This window comes from Pigmentiphaga daeguensis (assembly GCF_039523035.1).
In the GTDB taxonomy this organism is placed as follows: Bacteria; Pseudomonadota; Gammaproteobacteria; order Burkholderiales; family Burkholderiaceae_B; genus Pigmentiphaga; species Pigmentiphaga daeguensis.
This window is the reverse complement of record NZ_BAAAEN010000019.1, coordinates 1-19,765: the sequence shown is the minus strand read 5'-3', so window position 1 is coordinate 19,765 and position 19,765 is coordinate 1. Positions and strand designations below refer to the sequence as shown.

The 19,765-nt window shown below is 69.6% G+C and carries 20 protein-coding genes; 9 read left to right on the top strand and 11 right to left on the bottom strand.

Going from position 1 to position 19,765, the window contains the following annotated elements; translation table 11 throughout:
• Positions 1–23: 23 nt before the first annotated feature.
• Complete coding sequence (locus tag ABD104_RS21020; RefSeq protein WP_087837136.1) at positions 24–419, top strand: GtrA family protein; 396 nt, start codon at positions 24–26, stop codon at positions 417–419.
• Here the strand turns inward: ABD104_RS21020 and ABD104_RS21015 are convergent.
• The 3 genes from ABD104_RS21015 to ABD104_RS21005 form a co-directional block, all read right to left on the bottom strand.
• Complete coding sequence (locus ABD104_RS21015) at positions 373–1,923, bottom strand: ArnT family glycosyltransferase (RefSeq protein ID WP_087837135.1); 1,551 nt, start codon at positions 1,921–1,923, stop codon at positions 373–375. The genes ABD104_RS21020 and ABD104_RS21015 overlap by 47 nt on opposite strands.
• Before the next feature lie 77 nt (positions 1,924–2,000).
• Complete coding sequence (locus ABD104_RS21010; RefSeq protein ID WP_087837134.1) at positions 2,001–3,053, bottom strand: glycosyltransferase family 2 protein; 1,053 nt, start codon at positions 3,051–3,053, stop codon at positions 2,001–2,003.
• A gap of 107 nt (positions 3,054–3,160) precedes the next feature.
• Positions 3,161–4,102, bottom strand: coding sequence for a LysR family transcriptional regulator (locus ABD104_RS21005; protein ID WP_343928144.1), 942 nt, complete (start codon positions 4,100–4,102; stop codon positions 3,161–3,163).
• Between the two features lie 127 nt (positions 4,103–4,229).
• Between ABD104_RS21005 and ABD104_RS21000 the strand changes: the two genes are divergently transcribed.
• From ABD104_RS21000 to ABD104_RS20985, 4 genes are read left to right on the top strand one after another with little or no spacing between them, the layout of a single operon-like run.
• Positions 4,230–5,210, top strand: a complete 981-nt coding sequence (locus tag ABD104_RS21000) for an isocitrate lyase/PEP mutase family protein (RefSeq protein WP_165963040.1) — start codon at positions 4,230–4,232, stop codon at positions 5,208–5,210.
• A gap of 51 nt (positions 5,211–5,261) precedes the next feature.
• Positions 5,262–6,230: a Bug family tripartite tricarboxylate transporter substrate binding protein gene (locus ABD104_RS20995; protein ID WP_087837131.1), complete on the top strand. Its 969-nt coding sequence runs from the start codon at positions 5,262–5,264 to the stop codon at positions 6,228–6,230.
• A gap of 34 nt (positions 6,231–6,264) precedes the next feature.
• Positions 6,265–7,281 carry a dihydrodipicolinate synthase family protein gene (locus tag ABD104_RS20990; RefSeq protein WP_243724403.1) on the top strand — a complete coding sequence of 339 codons (1,017 nt, stop codon included), beginning with the start codon at positions 6,265–6,267 and terminating at the stop codon, positions 7,279–7,281.
• Positions 7,278–8,246: a Bug family tripartite tricarboxylate transporter substrate binding protein gene (locus ABD104_RS20985; RefSeq protein ID WP_087837129.1), complete on the top strand. Its 969-nt coding sequence runs from the start codon at positions 7,278–7,280 to the stop codon at positions 8,244–8,246. The genes ABD104_RS20990 and ABD104_RS20985 overlap by 4 nt, the downstream gene beginning before the upstream one ends.
• Before the next feature lie 16 nt (positions 8,247–8,262).
• Here ABD104_RS20985 and ABD104_RS20980 read toward each other — a convergent pair whose 3' ends face one another.
• Entirely contained in the window at positions 8,263–9,387 is a 1,125-nt protein-coding gene (locus ABD104_RS20980) for an MFS transporter (protein ID WP_087837128.1), read from the bottom strand.
• A gap of 76 nt (positions 9,388–9,463) precedes the next feature.
• Between ABD104_RS20980 and ABD104_RS20975 the strand changes: the two genes are divergently transcribed.
• Positions 9,464–10,387, top strand: coding sequence for a LysR substrate-binding domain-containing protein (locus ABD104_RS20975; protein ID WP_279816660.1), 924 nt, complete (start codon positions 9,464–9,466; stop codon positions 10,385–10,387).
• Between the two features lie 9 nt (positions 10,388–10,396).
• Here ABD104_RS20975 and ABD104_RS20970 read toward each other — a convergent pair whose 3' ends face one another.
• The 3 genes from ABD104_RS20970 to ABD104_RS20960 all read right to left on the bottom strand — a co-directional run bounded on the left by ABD104_RS20970 (position 10,397) and on the right by ABD104_RS20960 (position 12,834).
• Complete coding sequence (locus tag ABD104_RS20970) at positions 10,397–10,792, bottom strand: OsmC family protein (protein WP_087837126.1); 396 nt, start codon at positions 10,790–10,792, stop codon at positions 10,397–10,399.
• Positions 10,789–11,736: a DedA family protein/thiosulfate sulfurtransferase GlpE gene (locus ABD104_RS20965; protein WP_087837125.1), complete on the bottom strand. Its 948-nt coding sequence runs from the start codon at positions 11,734–11,736 to the stop codon at positions 10,789–10,791. Before ABD104_RS20965 ends, ABD104_RS20970 begins: the two co-directional genes overlap by 4 nt.
• 138 nt (positions 11,737–11,874) lie before the next feature.
• The gene (locus ABD104_RS20960) at positions 11,875–12,834 is read right to left on the bottom strand and encodes a Bug family tripartite tricarboxylate transporter substrate binding protein (RefSeq protein ID WP_279816662.1); all 960 of its coding nucleotides are present in this window, start codon (positions 12,832–12,834) and stop codon (positions 11,875–11,877) included.
• Between the two features lie 130 nt (positions 12,835–12,964).
• On the opposite strand from ABD104_RS20960, the gene ABD104_RS20955 reads away from it, so the two are divergent.
• Positions 12,965–13,888 carry a LysR family transcriptional regulator gene (locus tag ABD104_RS20955; protein ID WP_343928143.1) on the top strand — a complete coding sequence of 308 codons (924 nt, stop codon included), beginning with the start codon at positions 12,965–12,967 and terminating at the stop codon, positions 13,886–13,888.
• A 173-nt stretch (positions 13,889–14,061) separates the two neighbouring features.
• Here the strand turns inward: ABD104_RS20955 and ABD104_RS20950 are convergent, their stop codons facing one another.
• From ABD104_RS20950 to yjgA, 4 genes are all read right to left on the bottom strand, one after another.
• The gene (locus ABD104_RS20950) at positions 14,062–14,550 is read right to left on the bottom strand and encodes a universal stress protein (protein WP_087837122.1); all 489 of its coding nucleotides are present in this window, start codon (positions 14,548–14,550) and stop codon (positions 14,062–14,064) included.
• A 114-nt stretch (positions 14,551–14,664) separates the two neighbouring features.
• Positions 14,665–15,336 carry an alpha/beta hydrolase gene (locus ABD104_RS20945; protein ID WP_279816666.1) on the bottom strand — a complete coding sequence of 224 codons (672 nt, stop codon included), beginning with the start codon at positions 15,334–15,336 and terminating at the stop codon, positions 14,665–14,667.
• A 28-nt stretch (positions 15,337–15,364) separates the two neighbouring features.
• Positions 15,365–16,009, bottom strand: a complete 645-nt coding sequence (mog, locus tag ABD104_RS20940) for a molybdopterin adenylyltransferase (RefSeq protein ID WP_343928142.1) — start codon at positions 16,007–16,009, stop codon at positions 15,365–15,367.
• A gap of 13 nt (positions 16,010–16,022) precedes the next feature.
• Complete coding sequence (yjgA, locus tag ABD104_RS20935) at positions 16,023–16,634, bottom strand: ribosome biogenesis factor YjgA (RefSeq protein WP_343928141.1); 612 nt, start codon at positions 16,632–16,634, stop codon at positions 16,023–16,025.
• 116 nt (positions 16,635–16,750) lie between these two features.
• On the opposite strand from yjgA, the gene pmbA reads away from it, so the two are divergent.
• Together pmbA and ABD104_RS20925 are read left to right on the top strand one after the other, a co-directional pair.
• Positions 16,751–18,142, top strand: a complete 1,392-nt coding sequence (gene pmbA / locus ABD104_RS20930) for a metalloprotease PmbA (RefSeq protein ID WP_087837118.1) — start codon at positions 16,751–16,753, stop codon at positions 18,140–18,142.
• Between the two features lie 61 nt (positions 18,143–18,203).
• The gene (locus ABD104_RS20925) at positions 18,204–19,508 is read left to right on the top strand and encodes an NAD(P)/FAD-dependent oxidoreductase (RefSeq protein WP_343928140.1); all 1,305 of its coding nucleotides are present in this window, start codon (positions 18,204–18,206) and stop codon (positions 19,506–19,508) included.
• The last annotated feature ends 257 nt before the right edge of the window (positions 19,509–19,765 follow it).

Genomic DNA, 19,765 nt, shown 5'->3' with positions numbered 1-19,765 from the left:
ACGTATCCGTTGGATGGCTCTTCATGCGCCTGCTTGCCGGACAGATCCTCCGCTTCGTCGCCGTCGGCTGCCTGGCCGCCGCGACCCACTGGGTCGTGGCCGTGGCCTGCGTCGAAATGCTGGGCCTCGCGCCCCTGCGGGCCAACGTGGTGGGCTGGCTGGCCGCTTTCTGCGTGTCGTTCGCGGGCCATCTGCTGTTCACATTCCGGCATCCGCTGCATGCGTGGCAGCGCGCCGCGGCGAGATTCTTTCTCGTATCCGCGGGCGGCTTCGCAGTCAACGAAATGGCCTATGCCTGGCTGCTCCATGTGTCCTCGGTGCGGTATGACGTCTTGCTGGCAGCGGTGTTGGCGGGGATTGCCGTGGGTACCTTCATTGCAAGCCGGCTATGGGCGTTTCGCCGCACGCCTGGCGCATGAGCCCGTCGCCGGCCTCGACCAGCCATACCCGGCTGCGGTCTTCGCTCAGCACGGGCTGCCGGTTCGCCAGGAATGGCTTGCGCGCGGCGTCGTCGGCGCCGCCCCAGATCCAGTAGCGTTCCCCGGCGGGCGCCGCGCACAGGCGTTCGCGCAGCAGCCGGTCCGACAGCAGCACCTGCTGGCCCTGGACCGGGTCGAAATGCGCGGCGTCGTACAGTTCCTTGCGCCAGTTGTCGCGCAAGGGAATCTGCGGGTCCAGCCAGTCGTCCACGACCCAGATGGGGGCGGGGGAGCGGGAATAGAGCTGTAGCTGGAAGGGGTACTCGTGCAGCGCGACCAGCGTGTCGCCGGGCCGCAGCCGCGTGCCGATATCGGTGGCCAGGGACTTGGGCGCCTGGTGCGAATAGGCGGCGGCTGCGGCCATGGCGGCGCCGCACAGCGTGGCGGCGCCCATGACGGACAAGGGGAACAGGCGCCGCCAGCGCAGGCTGCGGCCGCTGCGCCGGACCGACATGACGACCTCGGCCAGCAGGAAGGCGAAGGCGGGCAGCGCCGGCACGATGTAGCCGATGAGCTTGGAACTGGGGATGGAAAAGAAGGCCAGGATCACGGCCAGCCAGACCAGCATCAGCCGTCGCAGTCCGCCGTCGGGCGTGCTCCAGAAGCGCTTGTCGAACAGGCCGGCCGCCCAGGCCGACCAGGGCAGCGCCAGCGCGGCAAGCACCGGCAGGTAGAACCAGGCCGGCTGTACGTTGTTGAAGCCGCCGGCGGAGAAGCGCTCGAACTGCTGGTAGATGAAGAAGTAGTGGAAGAACTCCGGATAGCGCAGCTGCATCAGCCAGAACCACGGCACCGCCACGGCCAGGAAGACGCCGATGGCGGGCGGCCACAGCAGGACGAGCAGGTCTTTCCAGCGGCGCGCCGACGCCACCCATAGCACCAGCACGGCCGCCGGCAGCGCGACGCCTATCAGGCCCTTGGCCAGCACGGCCAGGCCGGCCAGCACCGCGCAGGCCAGCATCATGCCGCGGGGCGAGGCACCTTCGCGGGCGCGCAGCAGCGCTTCGGCGCCGGCCAGGATGCACAGCGAGATCAGGCTGGCCACCAGCATGTCCAGGTTGGCGAACTGCGCGGCGCCGTAGAAGAAGGGCAGGGTGACCAGGATCAGCGTGGCGACCGCGGCGGTGCCGGCGTCGCGCCGCCGGCGCACGAACAGGTACAGGCCCGCCGCCGCCAGCCAGGCCGCCAGGACCGAGGGCAGGCGCGCCGCGAACTCGTTCAGTCCGAACACCGAGAACGAGGCCTCGGCCAGCCAGTAGAACAGCGGCGGCTTGTGGAAATAGGGCATGCCGTTCAACAGCGGCACGGCATGGGAGTGGCTGCGCAACATTTCCCAGGCGACGCCGGCATAGCGCCCCTCGTCGGGCAGCATCAGCGGCCGCACCCAGGACAGCATGGCGAGCCAGGCCGCGATGGCGGCGAAGAACAGGCTGGTTTTTTTCATCGCCGGGCCGCCCCAAGATGAAAACGCCCCCTTGGGGGGCAGCGCAGCCGCGCAGCGGCAAGCGTGGGGGCCATTTTTCATCGCATGCCTGCGCGGCGGCTGCGCGTCCCCGTGCCGCGGCGAGAACGGACCACGTACAGCGGCCGGCCCTTGACCTCGTCGAAGATGCGGGCGACGTACTCGCCCACGATGCCCAGCGAGATCAGGTTCAGTCCGGCGAAGAACAGCAGGGCGGCGACGATGGTGGTCCAGCCGGCGACGATGTTGCCCTTGACCAGGTATTCACCCACCACGTAGCAGCCATAGGCGATGGACAGCGCCGCGAAGAGCCCACCCACGAGGCTCGCCATGCGCAGCGGCCAGGTGGTGAAGGCGGTCAGCCCGTCCAGGGCCAGGCGCCCGAGCTGCAGCGGCCGGAAGTGGCTGCTGCCGTGGGCACGGTCGGCGGGAACGTAGGGCAGCGGCTCGGCCTTGAACCCGACCCAGGCGTACAGGCCCTTCATGAAGCGGGTGCGTTCGGGCAGGGCGATCAGGGCGTCGACGACGCGGCGGTCCATCAGCCGGAAGTCGCCGGCATGCGCCGGGACGTTGACGCGGCCGTGCGAGCTGAGCAGCCGGTAGAACAGCCGCGAGCCCAGGCGCTTGAGCGCCGGCTCGTCGTCGCGATGGCTGCGCACCGCGTAGACCATGTCCGCGCCGGCGGCCCACTTGACCAGCATCCTGTCGATCAGGTCGGGCGAGTGCTGCAGGTCGGCGTCCATGCTGATGACGACGTCGCCGTCCGCCGATTCCAGCCCGGCGCTGAGCGCGGCTTCCTTGCCGAAGTTGCGCGACAGCTGCAGGTAGCGGAAGCCGGGGACCTGGCTCCAGCGGGCCATGAGTTCAGGGGTCTCGTCGGTGCTGCCGTCGTCCACCACAATGATCTCCCAGCTTCGGCACAGCGTGTCGAGGCGGGCTCGCAAGAGGGGAAGCAGTTCGCGCAGGTTGCGGGCTTCGTTCAGGCAGGGCAGGACGCAGCTGACATGGGCATCGTGGAAGGCGGAATCCCTGGGCGCGGCTGCCTCGGGCAGAGGCAGGACCACGCCGGGCAGCGCCGGGCCGAAGCCATCCAGATCGTGTTGGACATCCATGGAACACTCGGAGGGAACGACAGAACGGCGCCAGTATGGTCGGGCGTGCGTCGAATTTTCGTTGAAGGGATGTCGAGTTTCCGTTCCTCCGGCCGTTCAGCGGAACGTCAGTTTTCCGGCGTCCCGTAAGTGCGTTCCCCGCGTTCGGCGATCACCTCCAGCAGCGTGCCGGTGAACGCCTCCAGGACCGCAGGCTGTTCCCTTCCGCGCTTGGTGATGAGGTGAAAGCCCAGCGACAGCACGGGGTCGGTCAGCAGCGCGGTGACGACCGGCACGTCGGGTCCGACCGGCGCGGCGAAGGACGGAACGATGGTGGGACCGACGCCGGCCGCCGCCATGCCGATCAGCGATTCCAGATTGTTCATCCGGATGCCGCCCTCCGGCCGCAGGCGCCTGGACGCGGCCTTGCGCTTGTCGATCAGTTGCTGGAGTTCCGAGGTGGGGTGCAGCTCCACGAAGGGCACGTCGGGCAGGTCGTCCCAACGTATGCGCCGGGCCCTGCCCTGCGCCTTCAGGCGCAGCGGGGCGTTGCGGCATTCCACGTACAGGAAGTCGAACTCGAACAGCGGGCGCCGCGAGACCTCGGGCACGTGCCGCGGGAAGATGCCCAGCCCGCAATCGAGTTCCCCGCTGCGCACGCGGCGTTCGACCTCGGGCTTGGGCAGGTCGAACACATGCAGGTCCAGCGTGGGCTGGGTGACGCGCAGCTTCATGTATACGTGCGGCATCACGCTGGCGGAGAATATGGGCGTGGCGCCCACGCGCAGCGTGCGCCGCCGCTCTTCCGAGAGCTGGCTGAGGACGGGGGCGATGGTTTCCACTTCGTCCACCACGTGCTGGGCCACGGGCAACAGCCGCTGGCCGGCCGCGGTCAGGTGGACCGAACGCGTGGTGCGCTCGAACAGCCGGCACGCCAGCTGGCCCTCCATGTCCTGCATCATCAGGCTCAGGCCGGGCTGGCTGATGTGCATCTGCTCCGCCGCGCGCGTGAAGCTGCGAGTATGCACCACGGAAAGAAAAGCCTTGAAATGCCGGATCGAGAGATTCATAAGTAACGTAAATCAATAGATATAAGAGATATATTAGACAAATTAAAAGGCTGTTCCTAGAATTTCCCGCAAGCAAGCACAAATGCACCCGCCGGCCAGGCCGGACGGGGCGACGGGAGACGGGACGATGAACGAGGCGACAGCCAAGCGGCGCCAATTCCGCGAACTACTGGCCAGGGACGAACTGCTGGTCATGCCCGGCGGCTTCAGCCCCCTGCTGGCCCGCATCGCGCAGGACGCGGGCTTTGAAAGTTATTTCATCGCCGGCTCGCAACTGTGCGCGTTCCTGTACGGATATCCCGACACCGGCGTGATGGGCATGCGCGACGTGGTCGATCATGCGCGGCACGTGGCGGCCCGGACCGACATCCCCATCTTCCTCGACTTCGACACGGGCTTCGGCAATGCGGTCAACGTCTGGTATGCGGTGCAGGAAGCGGTGCGGGCCGGCGTGGCGGGATTGCAGATCGAGGACCAGGAGGCGCCCAAGAAGTCCGGGACCAGTGCCGGCCGCCGCTGCATTCCGGTGGACGAAGCCGTGGGCAAGTACCGCGCGGCCGTCGCCGCCCGCGACGAGATCGACAGGGAATTCGTGGTGTGCGCGCGCTGCGACGCGCTCGGGGCCGCCGGCGAGACCTTCGAGTCCGCGCTGAACCGCTGCGTCGCCTATGCCGAGCAGGGCGGCGTGGATCTGGTCTGGCTCAATTCGGTGCAAAGCCGCGAGCAACTGAAGATCGCCTGCCGCGAGATTCCCGTCCCGGTGCTGACCATCTGGGGCGGGCAGGGGCCGGCGCCGACGCTGGAGGAGTACCGCGATCTCGGCCTGCGGGTGGTGCTGTACCCGACCATCGCGGCCTCGTCGGGGATGCAGGCCGCCTGGCGCGTGCTGCACGATTTCCGCCGGCGCGGCCAGGCGGCGCTGGCCGACTGGGCCGCCCAGGTCAACGCCTGCCCGGACGGGCCGGCCGACTACAAGACCCTGTCCGGCATCCCGAAAGTGATGGAGCTGGAGCGCCGGTTCCTGGCCGAGGGCAGCCGCCCCGACTACGAGAGCACCTGGGGCCACGGCGGCACGCTGGAGCAGAGCGGCAGGCAGCCTCCGAAGTGACCGGGGCCGGCGCGGCCGGCCCACCTTTCTTCTTCCTTCTTGGAAACGAACATGGATCGACGTCAATTGTTGAAGGTCGCGGGCGGAGCCTTGCTCGCGCCGGCCGTGGCGCGCGGCGATGCCTATCCCGTCCGGCCCATCCTGCTGCAGGTGCCGTTCCCGCCGGGCGGCGCGGCCGACGTGATGGCGCGGCTGGTCGCACGCAAGATGAGCGAATCGCTGGGCCAGCCGGTGGCGGTCGAGAACAAGCCCGGCGCGGGCGGCATCATCGGCGCGGCGGCGGTAGCCCGTGCGGCGCCCGATGGCTACACCCTGCTGCTGTCCACCACCAGCACCCATTCCCTGGCCGCCGCCATCAAGTCCTCGCTGCCCTACGATCCCGAGAAGAGCTTCGCGCCCATCGTCGAGATCGCCAACGGCAAGAGCGTGCTGCTGGTATCCAGCGCTTCGGGCATCCAGGACGTGGCCTCGCTGGTCAAGCTGATGAAAAGCCGCGGCGCCGACAACAATTTCGGTTCGGCCGGCGTGGGCACCCTGGCGCACCTGAACGGCGAGGCCTTCAAGCGCGCCGCCGGCGTCGAGATGACGCACATTCCCTACAAGGGCATGTCGCTGGCCGTGCAGGACCTGATAGGCGGCCAGTTGACGATGATGTTCGACAGCGCCGTGTCCGCGCTGGCGGTGCTCAAGGGCGGGCGCATCCGCGCGCTGGCCGTGGCCGGGCGCAAGCGCACGCCGGTGCTGCCGGAGGTGCCGACGCTGATCGAGGCCGGCGTGCCGGGCTTCGACATGGAAGCCTATTTCGGCCTGTGGGCGCCGGCGGGCACGCCCGCGCCCATCGTCGAGCGGCTCAACGGCGTGCTCAACGCCGCGATCGCGTCGCCCGACCTGCGCACCGAGATCACCAGCCTGGCGGCCGACCCCGCGGGCGGCACCAGCGCGGCCTTCGCCGAACGCGTCGCGCGCGACCGGCGCAAGTGGAAACAGATCATCACCGACGCGGGCATCACCCCCGAATGATGCACCGTCCCATTCTTTCTTTCAGGAGCTTCCGTTGAGCAACACCTCCCTCCATCCCATCGCACGCCGCCTCTACACGGCGCTGGTCCTGCCGCTGCGGGACGACCTCGGCATCGACGAGCCGGGCCTGCGCCGGCTGGTGCGCTATTACCTGCAACAACCGAGGTTCGCCGCCGAGGGCGGCCTCATCGCCAATCCCGAGGCGGGCGAAGCCTTCTACCTGACCCGCGAGGAAAAGCGGCGGGTGCTGGAAATCGTGATGGAGGAAGCCGCGGGCCGGATGCCGGTGCTGGCCGGCACCTTCGCCTGGACCACCGCGGAGACCGTGCAGACGGCGCTCGACGCGAAGGCGCTGGGTGCCCAGGGCATCTTCGTGGTGCCGCCGGCCGGTTCCATGGACGTGGCCATCGCCTGGGACTCGGTCCGCTATCCGGAGGTGTGGCTGGACCAGATCAAGGCGCAGGACGAGGCCGTGGACCTGCCCATCTTCACCCACCCCATCACCAACGCGTCGCAGCCCTGGGGACTGGGCCTGCCCCTGGAACCCACGCTGAAATTCTGCCGTGAGGTGCCCAACATCGTGGGCTGGAAGACGACCTACGCCTACCAGGGCCACCGCATCCTTGCGCGGGCCATGCGCGACCAGGCGCCCGGCGTCGCGCTGCTGTGCTCGAGCGCGCATTTCTTCCACGAGTACCTGGCCAGCGGCAATTTCGACGGCACCATCAGCGGCTCGTGGAACTATGCGCTGGAGCCCATGCTGGACCACATCGAGGCGATGCGCGCCAATGACCTCGTCGCCGCGCGCCGCATCTGGGACGCGGGCCTGGCGCGCCTGCACGAATACATCTACGCCGAGCCCGGCCGGCTGCACGTGCGCTACAAGATCGCGACCTGGCTGCGGGGCCTGATCGAGTCGCCGCGCATGCGTCCGCCCATGCCCGAGCCGCGCGTCGAAGAGATCCGCCGCATCGACCAGTTGCTGCGCGGGGCGGGCATCGAGGTGGTCCGGGAGCAGACCCGGATGGACGCCGCCGGGAGGCAGGCATGATGGGCGCGCGCCGCATCGCGGCGCTGGCGCTGGCCGCGTTGTTGCCGATGGCGGGTCTTCACGCCCAGGAATATCCGGCCAAGCCTGTCAAGATCGTGGTGCCCTTTCCGCCGGGTGGTTCGACCGACGTGGCGGCCCGCATTCTCGCGGCCAGGCTGGCCGACGAGTTCCGCCAGCCGGTCTATGTCGAGAACAAGCCCGGCGCCGGCACCACGATCGGCGCCGCCTACGTCGCTTCCTCCGCGCCCGACGGCTACACCTTGTACGTGACGGGGCCGATCACCCACGCCAGTTCGCAGGCGCTCTACAGGAAGCTGCCCTACGACGCGCTGCGCGGTTTCGCGCCGGTCGGCAACATGACCGTCTCGCCGTTCATCGTGGTGGTCCATCCCGCCTCGCCGGCGAAGTCGCTGAAGGACCTGCTGGAGGCGGCGCGCAGGCAGCCGGGGCGGCTGAGCTATGCCTCCAGCGGCAACGGCGCCGCGCCCCACCTGGTAACCGAAATCATCGCGCGCTCCGCCGGCGTGTCGTTCACGCACGTGCCGTTCAAGGGCGTGGGGCCGGCGGTGGTCGCGCTGTTGGGCAACCAGGTGGACTTCATGATCGCCGACGTCGCCGTCGTGCCGCAGATCCGCGAGGGCAAGCTGCGCGCGCTGGCGCTGACGACGGCGGCCGAGTCGGCGCTGGTGCCGGGCGTGCCGTCCATGGCGGAGGCCGGCATGCCGGGCGTCGACGTGCCGAGCGGCCTGGCCCTGTTCGCCCCGGCGGGGACGCCGGAGGCGACCGTCGCGCGCATCAATGCGGCGATGAACCGCGCGTTGCGGGATGCGGACGTCATGCAGAAATTCGCCATGCAGGGCTTCGAGATCCAGACCGGCACGCCGGCCGACCTGGCGGCCATGATGGCCCGGGAGGTCGAGCGCTACGGGCAGATCGTGCGGCAGACGGGCATCCGCATCGATTGATGCGGGCCGCGCCGGATCAGGGGCGGCGCAGGCAGGCCAGCGCCGCGGCCGACAAGAGCAGGGCGGCCCCGCCGTAGACCAGCACGGCGGGGGCGGCCGGCAGCAGCAGGCCGGCCAGCATCGGCCCCGTGCCTGCGCCGATGTCGCGCCAGACCGCGCGCGAGGCCAGTGCCTGGATGCGTTCGTTGCCGGGGTGGCGATGCGCGACGATGGGGGCCAGCAGCGGCAGTTGCAGGGCGCGCAGCACGACGATGAGGAAGGCGCAGGCCCACAGCCAGCCGGCGCCGAAACCCACCAGCGCGGCCGAGGTGGCCAGCGACAGGACCACCAGCATGCGTTCGGCGCCCAGGCGGTCGGCGATGCGCCCGCCCAGCGGGCTGAGCAGGATCTCCGACAGGTAGCGCAGCGCCATCAGCACGCCGGCCGCCAGCAGGGCCCAGTCGGGCAGTGCGTCCTGCGCGAGCAGCGACAGGCCGATGATGAACAGGCCGTCCAGCGTCAGCCCTTCCATGAAGGACCAGGCATCCAGGCTGCCTGGTGGCCGTATGCGGCGCGCGGGCTGCGGCGCGCTCCGGGGCCGGCGGTGGGCGGGCAGGCGGCGCGCTAGCGGCAGGGCCAGCAGGGCGAGGGCGGCCAGAATGAAGAAGATGAAGCGCGGTCCGGCCAGGTCCGCCAGCCATGCGCCCGCCGGCAGGGCCAGCATGGGGCCCGCGGCGATCAGGGCGCGCGAGCGGCCGGTGCGCTGCGCCGATCCGGACAGGCTGGCGGTGGCCAGCGCCAGGGTGGACAGGTTCAGCGCCGCGTAGGACAGGCCCCACAGCAGCCGGACGGCCAGCAGCAGCCAGAAGCCCGGGAACAGCGCATAGCCCAGCGCGCAGCAGGCCGAGGCCAGCGCCGCCAGCGTGCAGACGGCGCGATCGCCGCGCTCGGCGTACAGCCTGGCGACCCAGCCATAGCCGGCTATCCGGACCAGCCGATTGGCGGCCAGCAACACACCGGCCTGCGCCAGGCTTATGCCGAATTGGCCCGCGTGGACGGGAAGCAGCAGATAGAGGACGGTATCGGCGGGCAGGCACAGGCCCAGGACGATGGAGGCGTCGCGCGAATGGCGATCGGCGGTGGCGGTGTCGGGATCGGACATAGGCCGACATGGTGACGTTCGCGTGACAGGGCGACAAACGATTTAAACTGGCGCGACACGTGAGAAAATTGCACGCATGCTCCATCGTCCGCCGCCTCTCAATGCCGTCCGGGCCTTCGTCGCCGCCGCCCGCCACCTGAGTTTCACCCGCGCCGGGCAGGAACTGGGCGTGACCCATGGCGCGGTCAGCCGCCAGGTCCGCCAGTTGGAGGACTACCTGGGCGTGGAACTGTTCGAGCGCCGGACGCGGCAGATCGTGCTGACGGCGGCGGGCGCGCAGTTCCTGGCCGACACCGCGCCCGCGCTGGCCAGCATCTCGGCGGCCGCCGAAGTCTTCGTCGGGCGCGGCGCGCCGCGGGTGGTCCGGATCAACGTGCGTCCTAGCTTCGCCGTGCGCTGGCTGATTCCGCGCCTGCCGGATTTCGTGGCTCGCCATCCTCAGGTCAAGCCGGAAGTCGTGACCAGCACCCTGGCGCCGGAGAGGGCGCTCGAAAGCTTCGACGTGGCCATCCGGCGCGGCCGCCGCGGCTGGCCCCCGTCGATCGAGGCGCGCGCCTTCATGCAGGACGAAGGCCTGGTCGTGGCAGCGCCGGAGCTGTTGCGGGCACGGCCGATCGGGCGTCCCGCCGACCTGGCCGGACATGTCCTGCTGTATTCCCGTTCCCGCCGCGCGGACTGGGAGGCGTGGTTCACGCAGGTCGGCCGGCCGCGTGCGCGGCAGCAGCAGACGCTGCAGTTCGATCACCTGCATTTCGTGATGCAGGCGGCGCTGGATGGATTGGGGCTGGCGCTGGCTCCGGTGTCGCTGCTGGGCCACGACCTGGCCAGGGGCCGCCTGGCGGCGCCCCTGCCGGACCTGCGGCTGGCGCTGGACCGCTACTACTACGGCATCGCGCCCGACGCGGGGCCCGCCGCCCAGTCGTTCGTCGCCTGGCTGCAGGATGTGGCGCAGGCCGAGCAGCGGCAACTATTGAAGCGGGCGGGGATCGCCGCCAGTTGAGCCGGCCGGTCAGGCGCGCGCGACCTCGGTATCGATCTTGATCGTGGTGGTGGTCATCAGCTTGTGGACGGGGCAGCGGTCGGCCACGGCGTGCAGCTCGGCCACCTGTTCGTCGGTCAGGTCGCCGCTGAGCGCCAGGCGGGCGGTCAACCGGTATTCCCCGCGCCGCTCGTCCTTGTCGTCGCGCACGATTTCCACCTCGACGCCGTCCAGGGGGATGTTCTTGCCCTTGGCGTACACCATCAGCGTCAGCGCCTTGCAGCCGCCCAGCGCGGCGTCGAAGTAGTCGTGCGGGGACGGGCCTTCGCCCTTGGGGACCGGCATGTCCAGAGGCACGTCGTGGGCGCCCAGGGAGATGGTGTAGCGCATGCCGCCGGGCATGTTCGATTTGACGTGTACGCTCATGATTGCTCCGTGGCCGGGGAAGCGAGTGGGGATTCGGGCGTTTCGCGGTAGGCCCGCCAGGCATCGTGCCCGCCCAGCAGCGCCCAGGTATTGGTATAGCCCGCCGCGCGCAGCTTGGTCGCCAGCAAGGCCGCCGAGACTTCGTTGGGGCAGGCGCAGTACACCACGATGTCGGTGTCGTAGGGACCGAGCTGCAACTGGTCGAGGGGCGCGTGCACGTCGACGGCGATGGCGCCCGGCAGGGGATCTTCGGGCTGGGGCCGCACATCCAGCAGCACCGGCCGCCGGCCCTCGCGTTCCCAGGACGCGAGTTCGTCCACGGGCAGGCGGGGGACGGTGCGCAGGTACTTGATGACCCGCCACCGCTGGACCAGCCGATAGGCGATGTACAGCGCCAGCAGCGTGCCCAGGAACAGCAGGCCCATCTGGCCGTACTGGTCGATGGCCAGCAGGATGTCCGCCACCACGGGATGGAACAGCGCGCCCAGCAGCACCGCCGAGCCGCCCCAGATCAGCGTGCCGGCGATCTCGTAGCCGACGAAGGTGCGATAGGGCGCGCGGGTCAGGCCGGCCATCACGGTGCTCAGGGCGCCGGCGCCGGGCAGGAACTTGGCCACCAGCAGCAGGCGCGGCCCCACCTGCAGGTAGCGGCTCTGGGTCTGGCGTATGCAGGAGTCCTGCGACAGGGAGATGCGGCAGATGGTGCTGAGCAGCCGTGCGCCGTGGCGCTGGCCGGCCGCGTACCAGGCGCTGTCGGCGATCAGGCTGGCCGCCACGGTGCCGGCCAGGATCAGCGGCCACGAAAGCTGGTCCTGCGCGGCCAGCGCGCCGGCCACGACCAGCAGCGGATAGGCGGGTATGGGCAGCCCCGCCTGTTCCAGCAGCACGTTGAAGAAGACCAGCCATGCCCCGTAGAGCACGAGCAGCGTCTGTAGATCGGCCAAGTGGGCCTCCCGGATGATTCTCTAGGAGAGGATAGGGGCGTTCGCGGCCGAAACAAGCCCAAGGACCGTGGGGGATTTCGGCCCGCGCCGGCCCACCATACCACAGGCCACGGGCGGCATTCCCGGCCGCCCGGCGGTTCATTCGGCGGTGATGTTCGCCGCCTTCACCACGTCCGCCCAGCGCTGGGCATCCTTGGCGACGAGCTTGCCGAATTCGGCCGGCGAGGAGGTGGCCGGCACCATGCCCTGCGCCTCGAATGCCGAAGCGGTGGCGGGCGATTGCAGCGCCTGCGAGATCTCCTTGTTCATGCGGGCGATGATCTCGGGCGGCGTGCCCTTGGGCGCGAAGACGCCGTACCACATGTCCACGTTGCCGCCCTGGATGCCCGCTTCTTCCAGGGTGGGGACGCCGGGCAACTGGGCCAGGCGTTTCGCGCTGCCGGTGGCGATGGCCTTGAGCTTGCCGCCCTTGATCTGCGGCAGGGCCACGTGCACGGGCAGGAACATCGCGTCTATGCGTCCGCCCAGGATGTCGGTGACGGCGCCCGCCGTGCCCTTGTAGGGCACGTGCATCATCTGGGCGCCGGTCTGTTGCAGGAACAGCGCCATGGACAGGTGGTGGGGCGTGCCCACGCCGGGGGTCGCGTAGGTCAGCTTGCCGGGCTCGGCCTTGGCCGCGGCCACCAGTTCGGCCACGGTCGCGGGCTTGCGCGAGGCGGGCGACACCAGCAGCAGCGTGCCCCACGAGGTCAGCGCCACGGGGTCGAAGTCGGCCACCGGGTCGTAGGGCAGCGACTTGTACAGGCTGCGGTTCATGACCAGGGTATTGACCTGCACCATGAAGGTGTAGCCGTCGGGGGCGGCGCGGGCGGCGCGCTCGCTGCCGATGTTGCCGCTGGCGCCGGCCACGTTCTCGACCACGATGGGCTGGCCCAGGGTCTTGCCCAGCTGGGTGGAGAGCTGGCGAGCCACCAGGTCGATGCCGGTGGCGGGGGTGTAGGGGACGATGAAGGTGATGGGGCGGTCGGGCCAGGCGTAGGCGCTGGCGCACGAACAGGCCAGGGCAAGGGCGCCCAGCGCGCGCAGGGGTCTCGGCATCTCGATGTCTCCTTGGTGTGGTCTCGTGGCAGTATGCGGAAAGCGATATGCTTTGGAAAATGAATTTTTATTCTCATCCATATCCAGCACGATATGGCTGGGGTGACGCTTTCGTTCCCGGTTTCCGCCCATGGATTGGACCCACCGCCTGCGGCTGCGCAATCTCCAGATGCTGCTCAGCCTTGCCCAGACCCGCAACATCAGCCATTCGGCCGCCGCGCTCAACACCACGCAGCCCGCGCTGTCGAAGTGGCTGCGCGAGCTGGAGGACGACATCGGGCTGCCGCTGTTCGAGCGGCATGCGCGCGGGCTGCGGCCCACGTCCTATGGCGAGGCGCTGATTGCCCATGCCCGGCGCATCGAGGCCCAGCTTGACCGTGCCCACAGTGACATGGAAGCCATGCGCGAAGGGGGGAGCGGGCAGGTGTTGATCGGCACCTCGGGCGCGGCGGCGCCGGACACGGTCCCCCTGGCGATGCTGGCCCTGCTGCGGCGCATGCCGCAGGCCCGGATCCGGGTGGTGGAAAGCACGATGGACCAGTTGATGGGGCAATTGGCGCAGGGGGAACTGGATATCGTCGTGGGCCGCTCCGCCCCTGAACTGCACGATCCCGCCATCCGGTCCGAGGCGCTGTACCTGGAGCCCATCCATTTCGTGGCGCGGCCGTTGCACCCGTTGTTCGAGGGCGGCGAGCCGACGTGGGACGCGGTGATGGGCCATCGATGGATTCTGTGGCCCCGGGGCACGCCGATACGCAACGCGCTGGATTCGGCGCTGGCGGCGGCGGGGCGGGATCTGCCGGTCGATTACGTGGAGTCGAATTCGGCCACGCTGAACATGACCCTGCTGGCTCACAGCGACATGGTCGGCGTGGCGTCGCACCGGGCGGCGATGCGGTTGGTGGCGATGAACGCGGTGCGGATCGTGCCGCTGCGGCTGTCGGGGTTCGGGTCGGTGGAGATGTACTGGCGCAATGACGGATTGCGGCCGGCGGGGGTGGAGGTGGCGTTGGAGTGCCTGAGGGAGGTGATCAGGGGGCAGGGGGAGCCCTGAGTTCTTGAGACGGCGGCGTCCGGAGCGTATCGGCCCCAGGATGCGGTGGATCCGGCTTCGCCGGTCCACCCGCATCGCCCACGGGACCCGGCGCCGGGCCGCCCCAAGGCGGGTCCCGGCCCCCTTGGGGGGCTGCCGCGTAGCGGCTGGGGGCCCACCATTCTGGGCGCGCGTCAGCGCGTAGGGGGGGGCCCCTTCTTTTCTTTTTCTTCTTTCACGCGGTAGACCAGGACGGCGACGTGGGCCAGGGACAGGACCTTGGCGGTGACGCTGCCCAGCAGCAGGCGCGAGAGGCCGCTGCGGCCGTGGCTGCCGATGAAGATCAGGTCGCAGCCGGTTTCGGCGGCGGCCTGGACGATGCCGTCGGCGACGTTGAAGTTGGAGACGGACAGGGCGGTGCTCTTGACGCCGGCGGTGTCGGCGCGGCTGGTGACGGCATCCAGGTACTTGGCGGCCTGTTCGGCCGAGGCCTTCTCGTACGCGTCGTCGGTGATCGCGTAGGCGGCGGCCATGCCGTCGAAGCCGATGGTGGCGGCGAAGGGCTGGGTGACGTGCAGGGCGACGATTTCCGCGTTCACGGAGCGGGCGAAGCTGACGCCGGCGTTCGCGGCCTGGGCGGACAGCGGCGAGCCATCGGTGGGGATCAGGATTTTCTTGAACATGACGTTTTCTCCTTGAAGATCACGAAGATGACAGCTCGAGCGCCGATGTGGCGGCGCGGGCGTTTTCGTTACGCGCAGTACACCACATCTTGAGCGGCTATGTCTTGATCGGCGTCAAGCCAGTACCTTGCGCAGGAAGGCCGAGATGTCTCCGAGCTCCGGCGCACAGACCGAGTGGGGCATCGGGTAGGCATGCCATTCGACGTCGTAGCCTTCCTGCCGCAGCAGGTCGCGCGAGGCCGTGGCACGGTCGAGCATGACGATGGGGTCGGCCGTGCCGTGGCCCATGAAGATGGGCGTGCTGGCGTTGGCGGGGCTGCGTTCCGAGGCGAAGGTGGCGGCCAGGGGCAGGTAGCCGGACAGGGCCACCAGGCCGGCCAGTTTCTCGCGCAGGCGCAGGCCGGTGTGCAGGGTCATCGCGCAGCCCTGCGAGAAGCCGGCCAGCACGATGTGTTCGGTGGCGATGCCGCGCTGGTTCTCGCGCGCGATCAGGTTCTCGACCAGGCGCTGCGAGGCGCGGATGCCGGCATCGTCCTCGCGCCGGACGAGGTCGCTGACGATGATGTCGTACCAGGCGCGCATGGCCATGCCGCCGTTGATGGTCACGGGCTGCACGGTGGCGTGCGGGAAGACGAAGCGCACGGGTGGCAGGCCGTGCAGGTCCAGTTCGGGGACGATGGGCTCGAAATCGTGGCCGTCGGCGCCCAGGCCGTGCAGCCAGATCACGGCGCGGGTGGGGTTCGGGCCGGTCTCGGTCTGGACGCAGTCGAGCAGGGTATCGGTCATGGCATTCTCGATGATTGAGGGGCCGGCGCTAAGAGGCGGGACGGATCGCCGTCTTGGGGCGGAACGCCTTGCACACGGTTTCGTCGGTTTCGACGTAGGGGCCCTCGAGGAGCTGGATGCAGTAGGGCACGGCGGCGAAGATGCCGGGGACCACCAGCTTGCCGTCGGCTTCGCGCAGTCCTTCCAGGGTCTCGCGTATGGCCTTGGGCTGTCCGGGCAGGTTGATGATGAGGGCGGCGCCGTCCGCCGCCGACGTGCCGCGTTCGCGGATGACGGCGACCTGGCGCGACAGGATGGCGGTGGGTACGAAGCGCAGCGAGATCTGGCGCATCTGCTCGCCGAACCCGGGCATTTCCTTGGAGGCCACGGCCAGCGTGGCTTCGGGTGTGACATCGCGCCGCGCCGGGCCGGTGCCGCCGGTGGTCAGGATCAGGTCGCAGCCGAGTTCGTCGCACAGTTCCGTCAGCGTGGCCGAGATGGCCGGCGCGTCATCGGCGATCAGCCGCTCGACGTAGCGCACCGGCGTGCGCAGGGCGCCGTCGAGCCAGGCCTTGAGCGAGGGGATGCCCTCGTCGGCGTAGACCCCGCTGGAGGCGCGGTCGCTGATGGACACCAGGCCGCACAGCAGTTCGTCGGGATGGTTGCGCACGAGGCGCTTGGCGGAAGTGGTCATGGCGGCGGTGGGGTCAGTGTTCGTCTTCGTCGCCGTCGGGGGACGGCGACTTGGCATCGGGCGCGGCCTGCAGCCGCTTGATTTCCTGGAACAGCGCGCGATAGTGCTTGCGCTGCGGTTCGCGCCCGGGCAGCAGGGCGGCGTTGGCGGCCTGTTCCTTGCGGGCGCCGCGTATCAGCGCCCGCAGGGGCTGGGCCTGGGCGTGGGGGTACAGGTCCATGAAGCCCGTGAAGTGTTCGTCGCTGGCCAGCAGGCGGTCGCGCCACAGTTCGAGCTGGTGGAAGGCGGCGATCTGTTCCATGGATTCGCCATCCCACTCGGCCAGCATGGCCTGGATGGGTTCGACGTGCGCCTCGCGCATCAGCTTGCCGACGTATTGCAGCTGCCGGCGCTTGCCTTCGTGGGAGGTGATGCGCTGGGCCTCGCGTATGGCGTCGTACAGGCGTTCGGCCAGGGGCAGTTGCCGCAGCTTGGCGTCGGGCAGCCCGACCAGGCGTTCCCCCAGGTCCTGCAGGGCGGCCATCTGCCGCTTGAGCTGCGACTTGCTGGGAGACTGGTATTCGCCGTCCGGATCGGCTTCTTGCGCCGGGACCAGGGGCGATGGACTACGTTTGGAGCGGGACATGGAAAATGGCGTGCTTCGACGGTAAGAAGGCTGACACCAGCTATCATAAAGCCTTGCCTTCCCGCCCGGGCCGCCTTGCCCGCGTGCCCGGGCCGCCTCCTTCCCGAAGAAATTCCATGGCCACATCCCCGTCCCGCAAGAAAACGACCGCCGCGCCGGCCCGTCCCGCGCTCGATACCGATCCCGCCGCCTTCCGCCAGTTGATCCAACGGGTGCTGGACGAATCCAGGCGCGTCGGCGCCACCGACGCCGCGGCCGAGGTGTCCGAAAGCCAGGGGCTGGCCGTGTCGGTGCGCCGGGGCTCGCTGGAGACGGTCGAACAGACGCGCGACCGGTCCCTGGACATCACCGTGTACGTCGGGCAGCGCCGTGGCTCGGCCTCGACCTCGGATTTCTCGGACCAGGCGGTGCGCGACACCGTCCAGGCCGCCTTCCACATCGCCAGCCATACCGCCGAGGACCCGGCCGCGGGCCTGCCCGACGCCGACCTGCTGGCCACCGAGTTCCCGGACCTGGATCTCTACCACCCGTGGGACCTGCCGGCCGAGGCCGCGGCCGAACTGGCGCTGCGGGCCGAGCGCGCGGCCCTGTCCACCGACCGGCGCATCACCAATTCCGACGGCGCGTCGGTGTCCTCGTACGAAGGACACTTCGTGATGGGGAACACCCGCGGTTTCCTGAACGGCTATCCGTACTCGCGCCATTCGCTGTCGGTATCGCCGATTGCGGGGCGGGGCAATAACATGCAGCGCGACGACTGGTACACCAGCGACCGCGACTGGGCCCGGCTGGCCGACCCGGCCAGCGTCGGCCGCTACGCGGCGGAACGGGCGCTGTCCCGGCTGTCCGCGCGTCGCATCCCCACCGGCAAATATCCCGTGCTGTTCGAGGCGCCCCTGGCCTGCGGCCTGCTGGGCTCGCTCACGCAGGCCCTGAGCGGCGGGGCGCTGTACCGCAAATCCAGCTTCCTGGTCGACAGCCTGGGCCGGCAGATCTTCCCGGGGCACATCGACGTGCTCGAGGATCCCGCCATCAAGGGCGCCCAGGGCAGTGCCGCGTTCGACGACGAAGGCGTGCGCACGCAGGCGCGCAAGGTCGTCGACGGCGGCGTGGTCCAGGGCTATTTCCTGTCCAGCTACACGGCCCGCAAGCTCGGCATGGTCACGACCGGCAACGCCGGCGGCTCGCACAACCTGGTGCTGGCCTCGCGCACGACGCGCCGGGGCGACGATTTCCGTGCCATGCTGCGCAAACTGGGCACCGGCCTCCTGGTGACCGAGCTGATCGGACAAGGCATCAACTACGTGACCGGCGACTATTCCCGCGGCGCGTTCGGCTATTGGGTCGAGAACGGCGAGATCCAGCATGCCGTGCAGGAAATCACCATCGCCGGCAACCTCAAGGACATGTTCGGCAGCATCGCCGCGGTGGGGGCGGACACACTTACACGCGGCACCAAGACGACCGGATCCATCCTGTTGCCGGAGATGTCGATCGCCGGACGCTGAAGGTCTTGCCGCCGGAGCGGGGCCGTCCGGCGTTTCGTGCGCCAGTCATCGGGGAAAGTCTATGAACGCAAAGTCTGTGCATCGCATCGTCATCGCCGGCGGCGGCGCGGGTGGACTCGAACTGGCCGTGCGCCTGGGGCGCCGCCACGGCCCCGAGCACGTCACGCTGATCGACGCCACGCCCTTCCACATCTGGAAGCCCTCGCTGCACGAGGTCGCCGCGGGCACGGTGGACATCCACCGCGACGGGCTTTCCTATGCGATGCTCGCGCACGACAACGGTTTCCGCTTCGTGCTGGGAGAAATCCAGGACGTCGACCGCCAGGCGCGCGACGTGCGGGTGGCGGCCCTGCGCGACGCCGACGGCACGGCCATCCTGCCCGAACGGAAGGTCCCCTACGACACGCTGGTGCTGGCCGTGGGCAGCCTGGGCAATTTCTTCAATACGCCCGGCGCCGACCAGTATGCGATCTCGCTGGACACCACTGACGCGGCCGAGCGTTTCCGGCTCGCGCTGCTCAAGGCCATGGCACGCGCCTCGGCCGGCATCGACGAGGCCACGCCGGGCGTCGTCAACGTCGTGATCGTGGGGGGCGGCGCCACCGGCGTGGAGCTGGCCGCCGAATTGCACGAGGCGGGCAATACGATCTCCGCCTACGGGCTGCCCGGCATGACGCGCCAGAACCTGCGCATCACGCTGATCGAGGGCGGTCCGCGCATACTCGGGCCGCTGCCCGAGCGCGTCGCCAAGGCGGCCGAGGAGCTGCTGGTGGAGCGGGGCGTGACGGTGGTGGCCGACTGCCGCGTCTCCGAGGTCACGCCGCATACCGTGGTGGCCCAGGACAAGGTGTTCGACGCCGACCTGTGCGTCTGGGCGGCGGGCATCAAGGCGCCGTCGCTGCTGTCCCGGCTGGGGCTGCCGCTGAACCCGATGCAGCAGGTGCAGGTGGACGAGACGCTGCGCACCCAGGACCCCGACATCTACGCCCTGGGCGATTGCGCCGCGGCGCCGTGGCGCGAGACCGGCAAGACCGTGCCCGCGCGGGCCCAGGCCGCGCACCAGCAGGCCTCGTATCTGCTGCCGCTGTTGTCCGCCCGCATACGCGGGGAGTCGGCCTTCGCGGCGCCGTTCCGCTTCCGCGACTTCGGCTCGCTGGTGTCGATCGGCCATGCCGAGGGGGTGGGCAGCCTGATGGGCAATCTTTCCGGCCGCAAGCTGCTGGTGGAAGGCTGGATCGCCCGCATGATGTATGCCGGCACGCATTGGTCGCACTACGCCGCGGTACTGGGGTGGTGGGGCGCCAGCGTGCGCTCGCTGAGCCGCTTCCTGAGCCGCCGCTCGCAGCCCCGGGTCAAGCTGCACTAGGCTGAATCGCCATGCATGGGGGGTGTCCTCAGTGGCGGGGATCGAGTTCTTGAACCGTCCTTGATCGGTGGGGCGGGGCGGCCCGCTCGGGGGGCGCAGCGAAGCCGGTCCCGCTGCGCGGGACTACCCGGTGAGGGCAGGCTTGGCGGGGCGGGCGCAGAACTCGGGCGGGCACAGTCCCCCGGACTGTGCCTACTGCCGCCCTCAAACAGCTGCGCCCTTGCTTCCCCGCCAAGCCCACCCCCACCGGCGGCTCC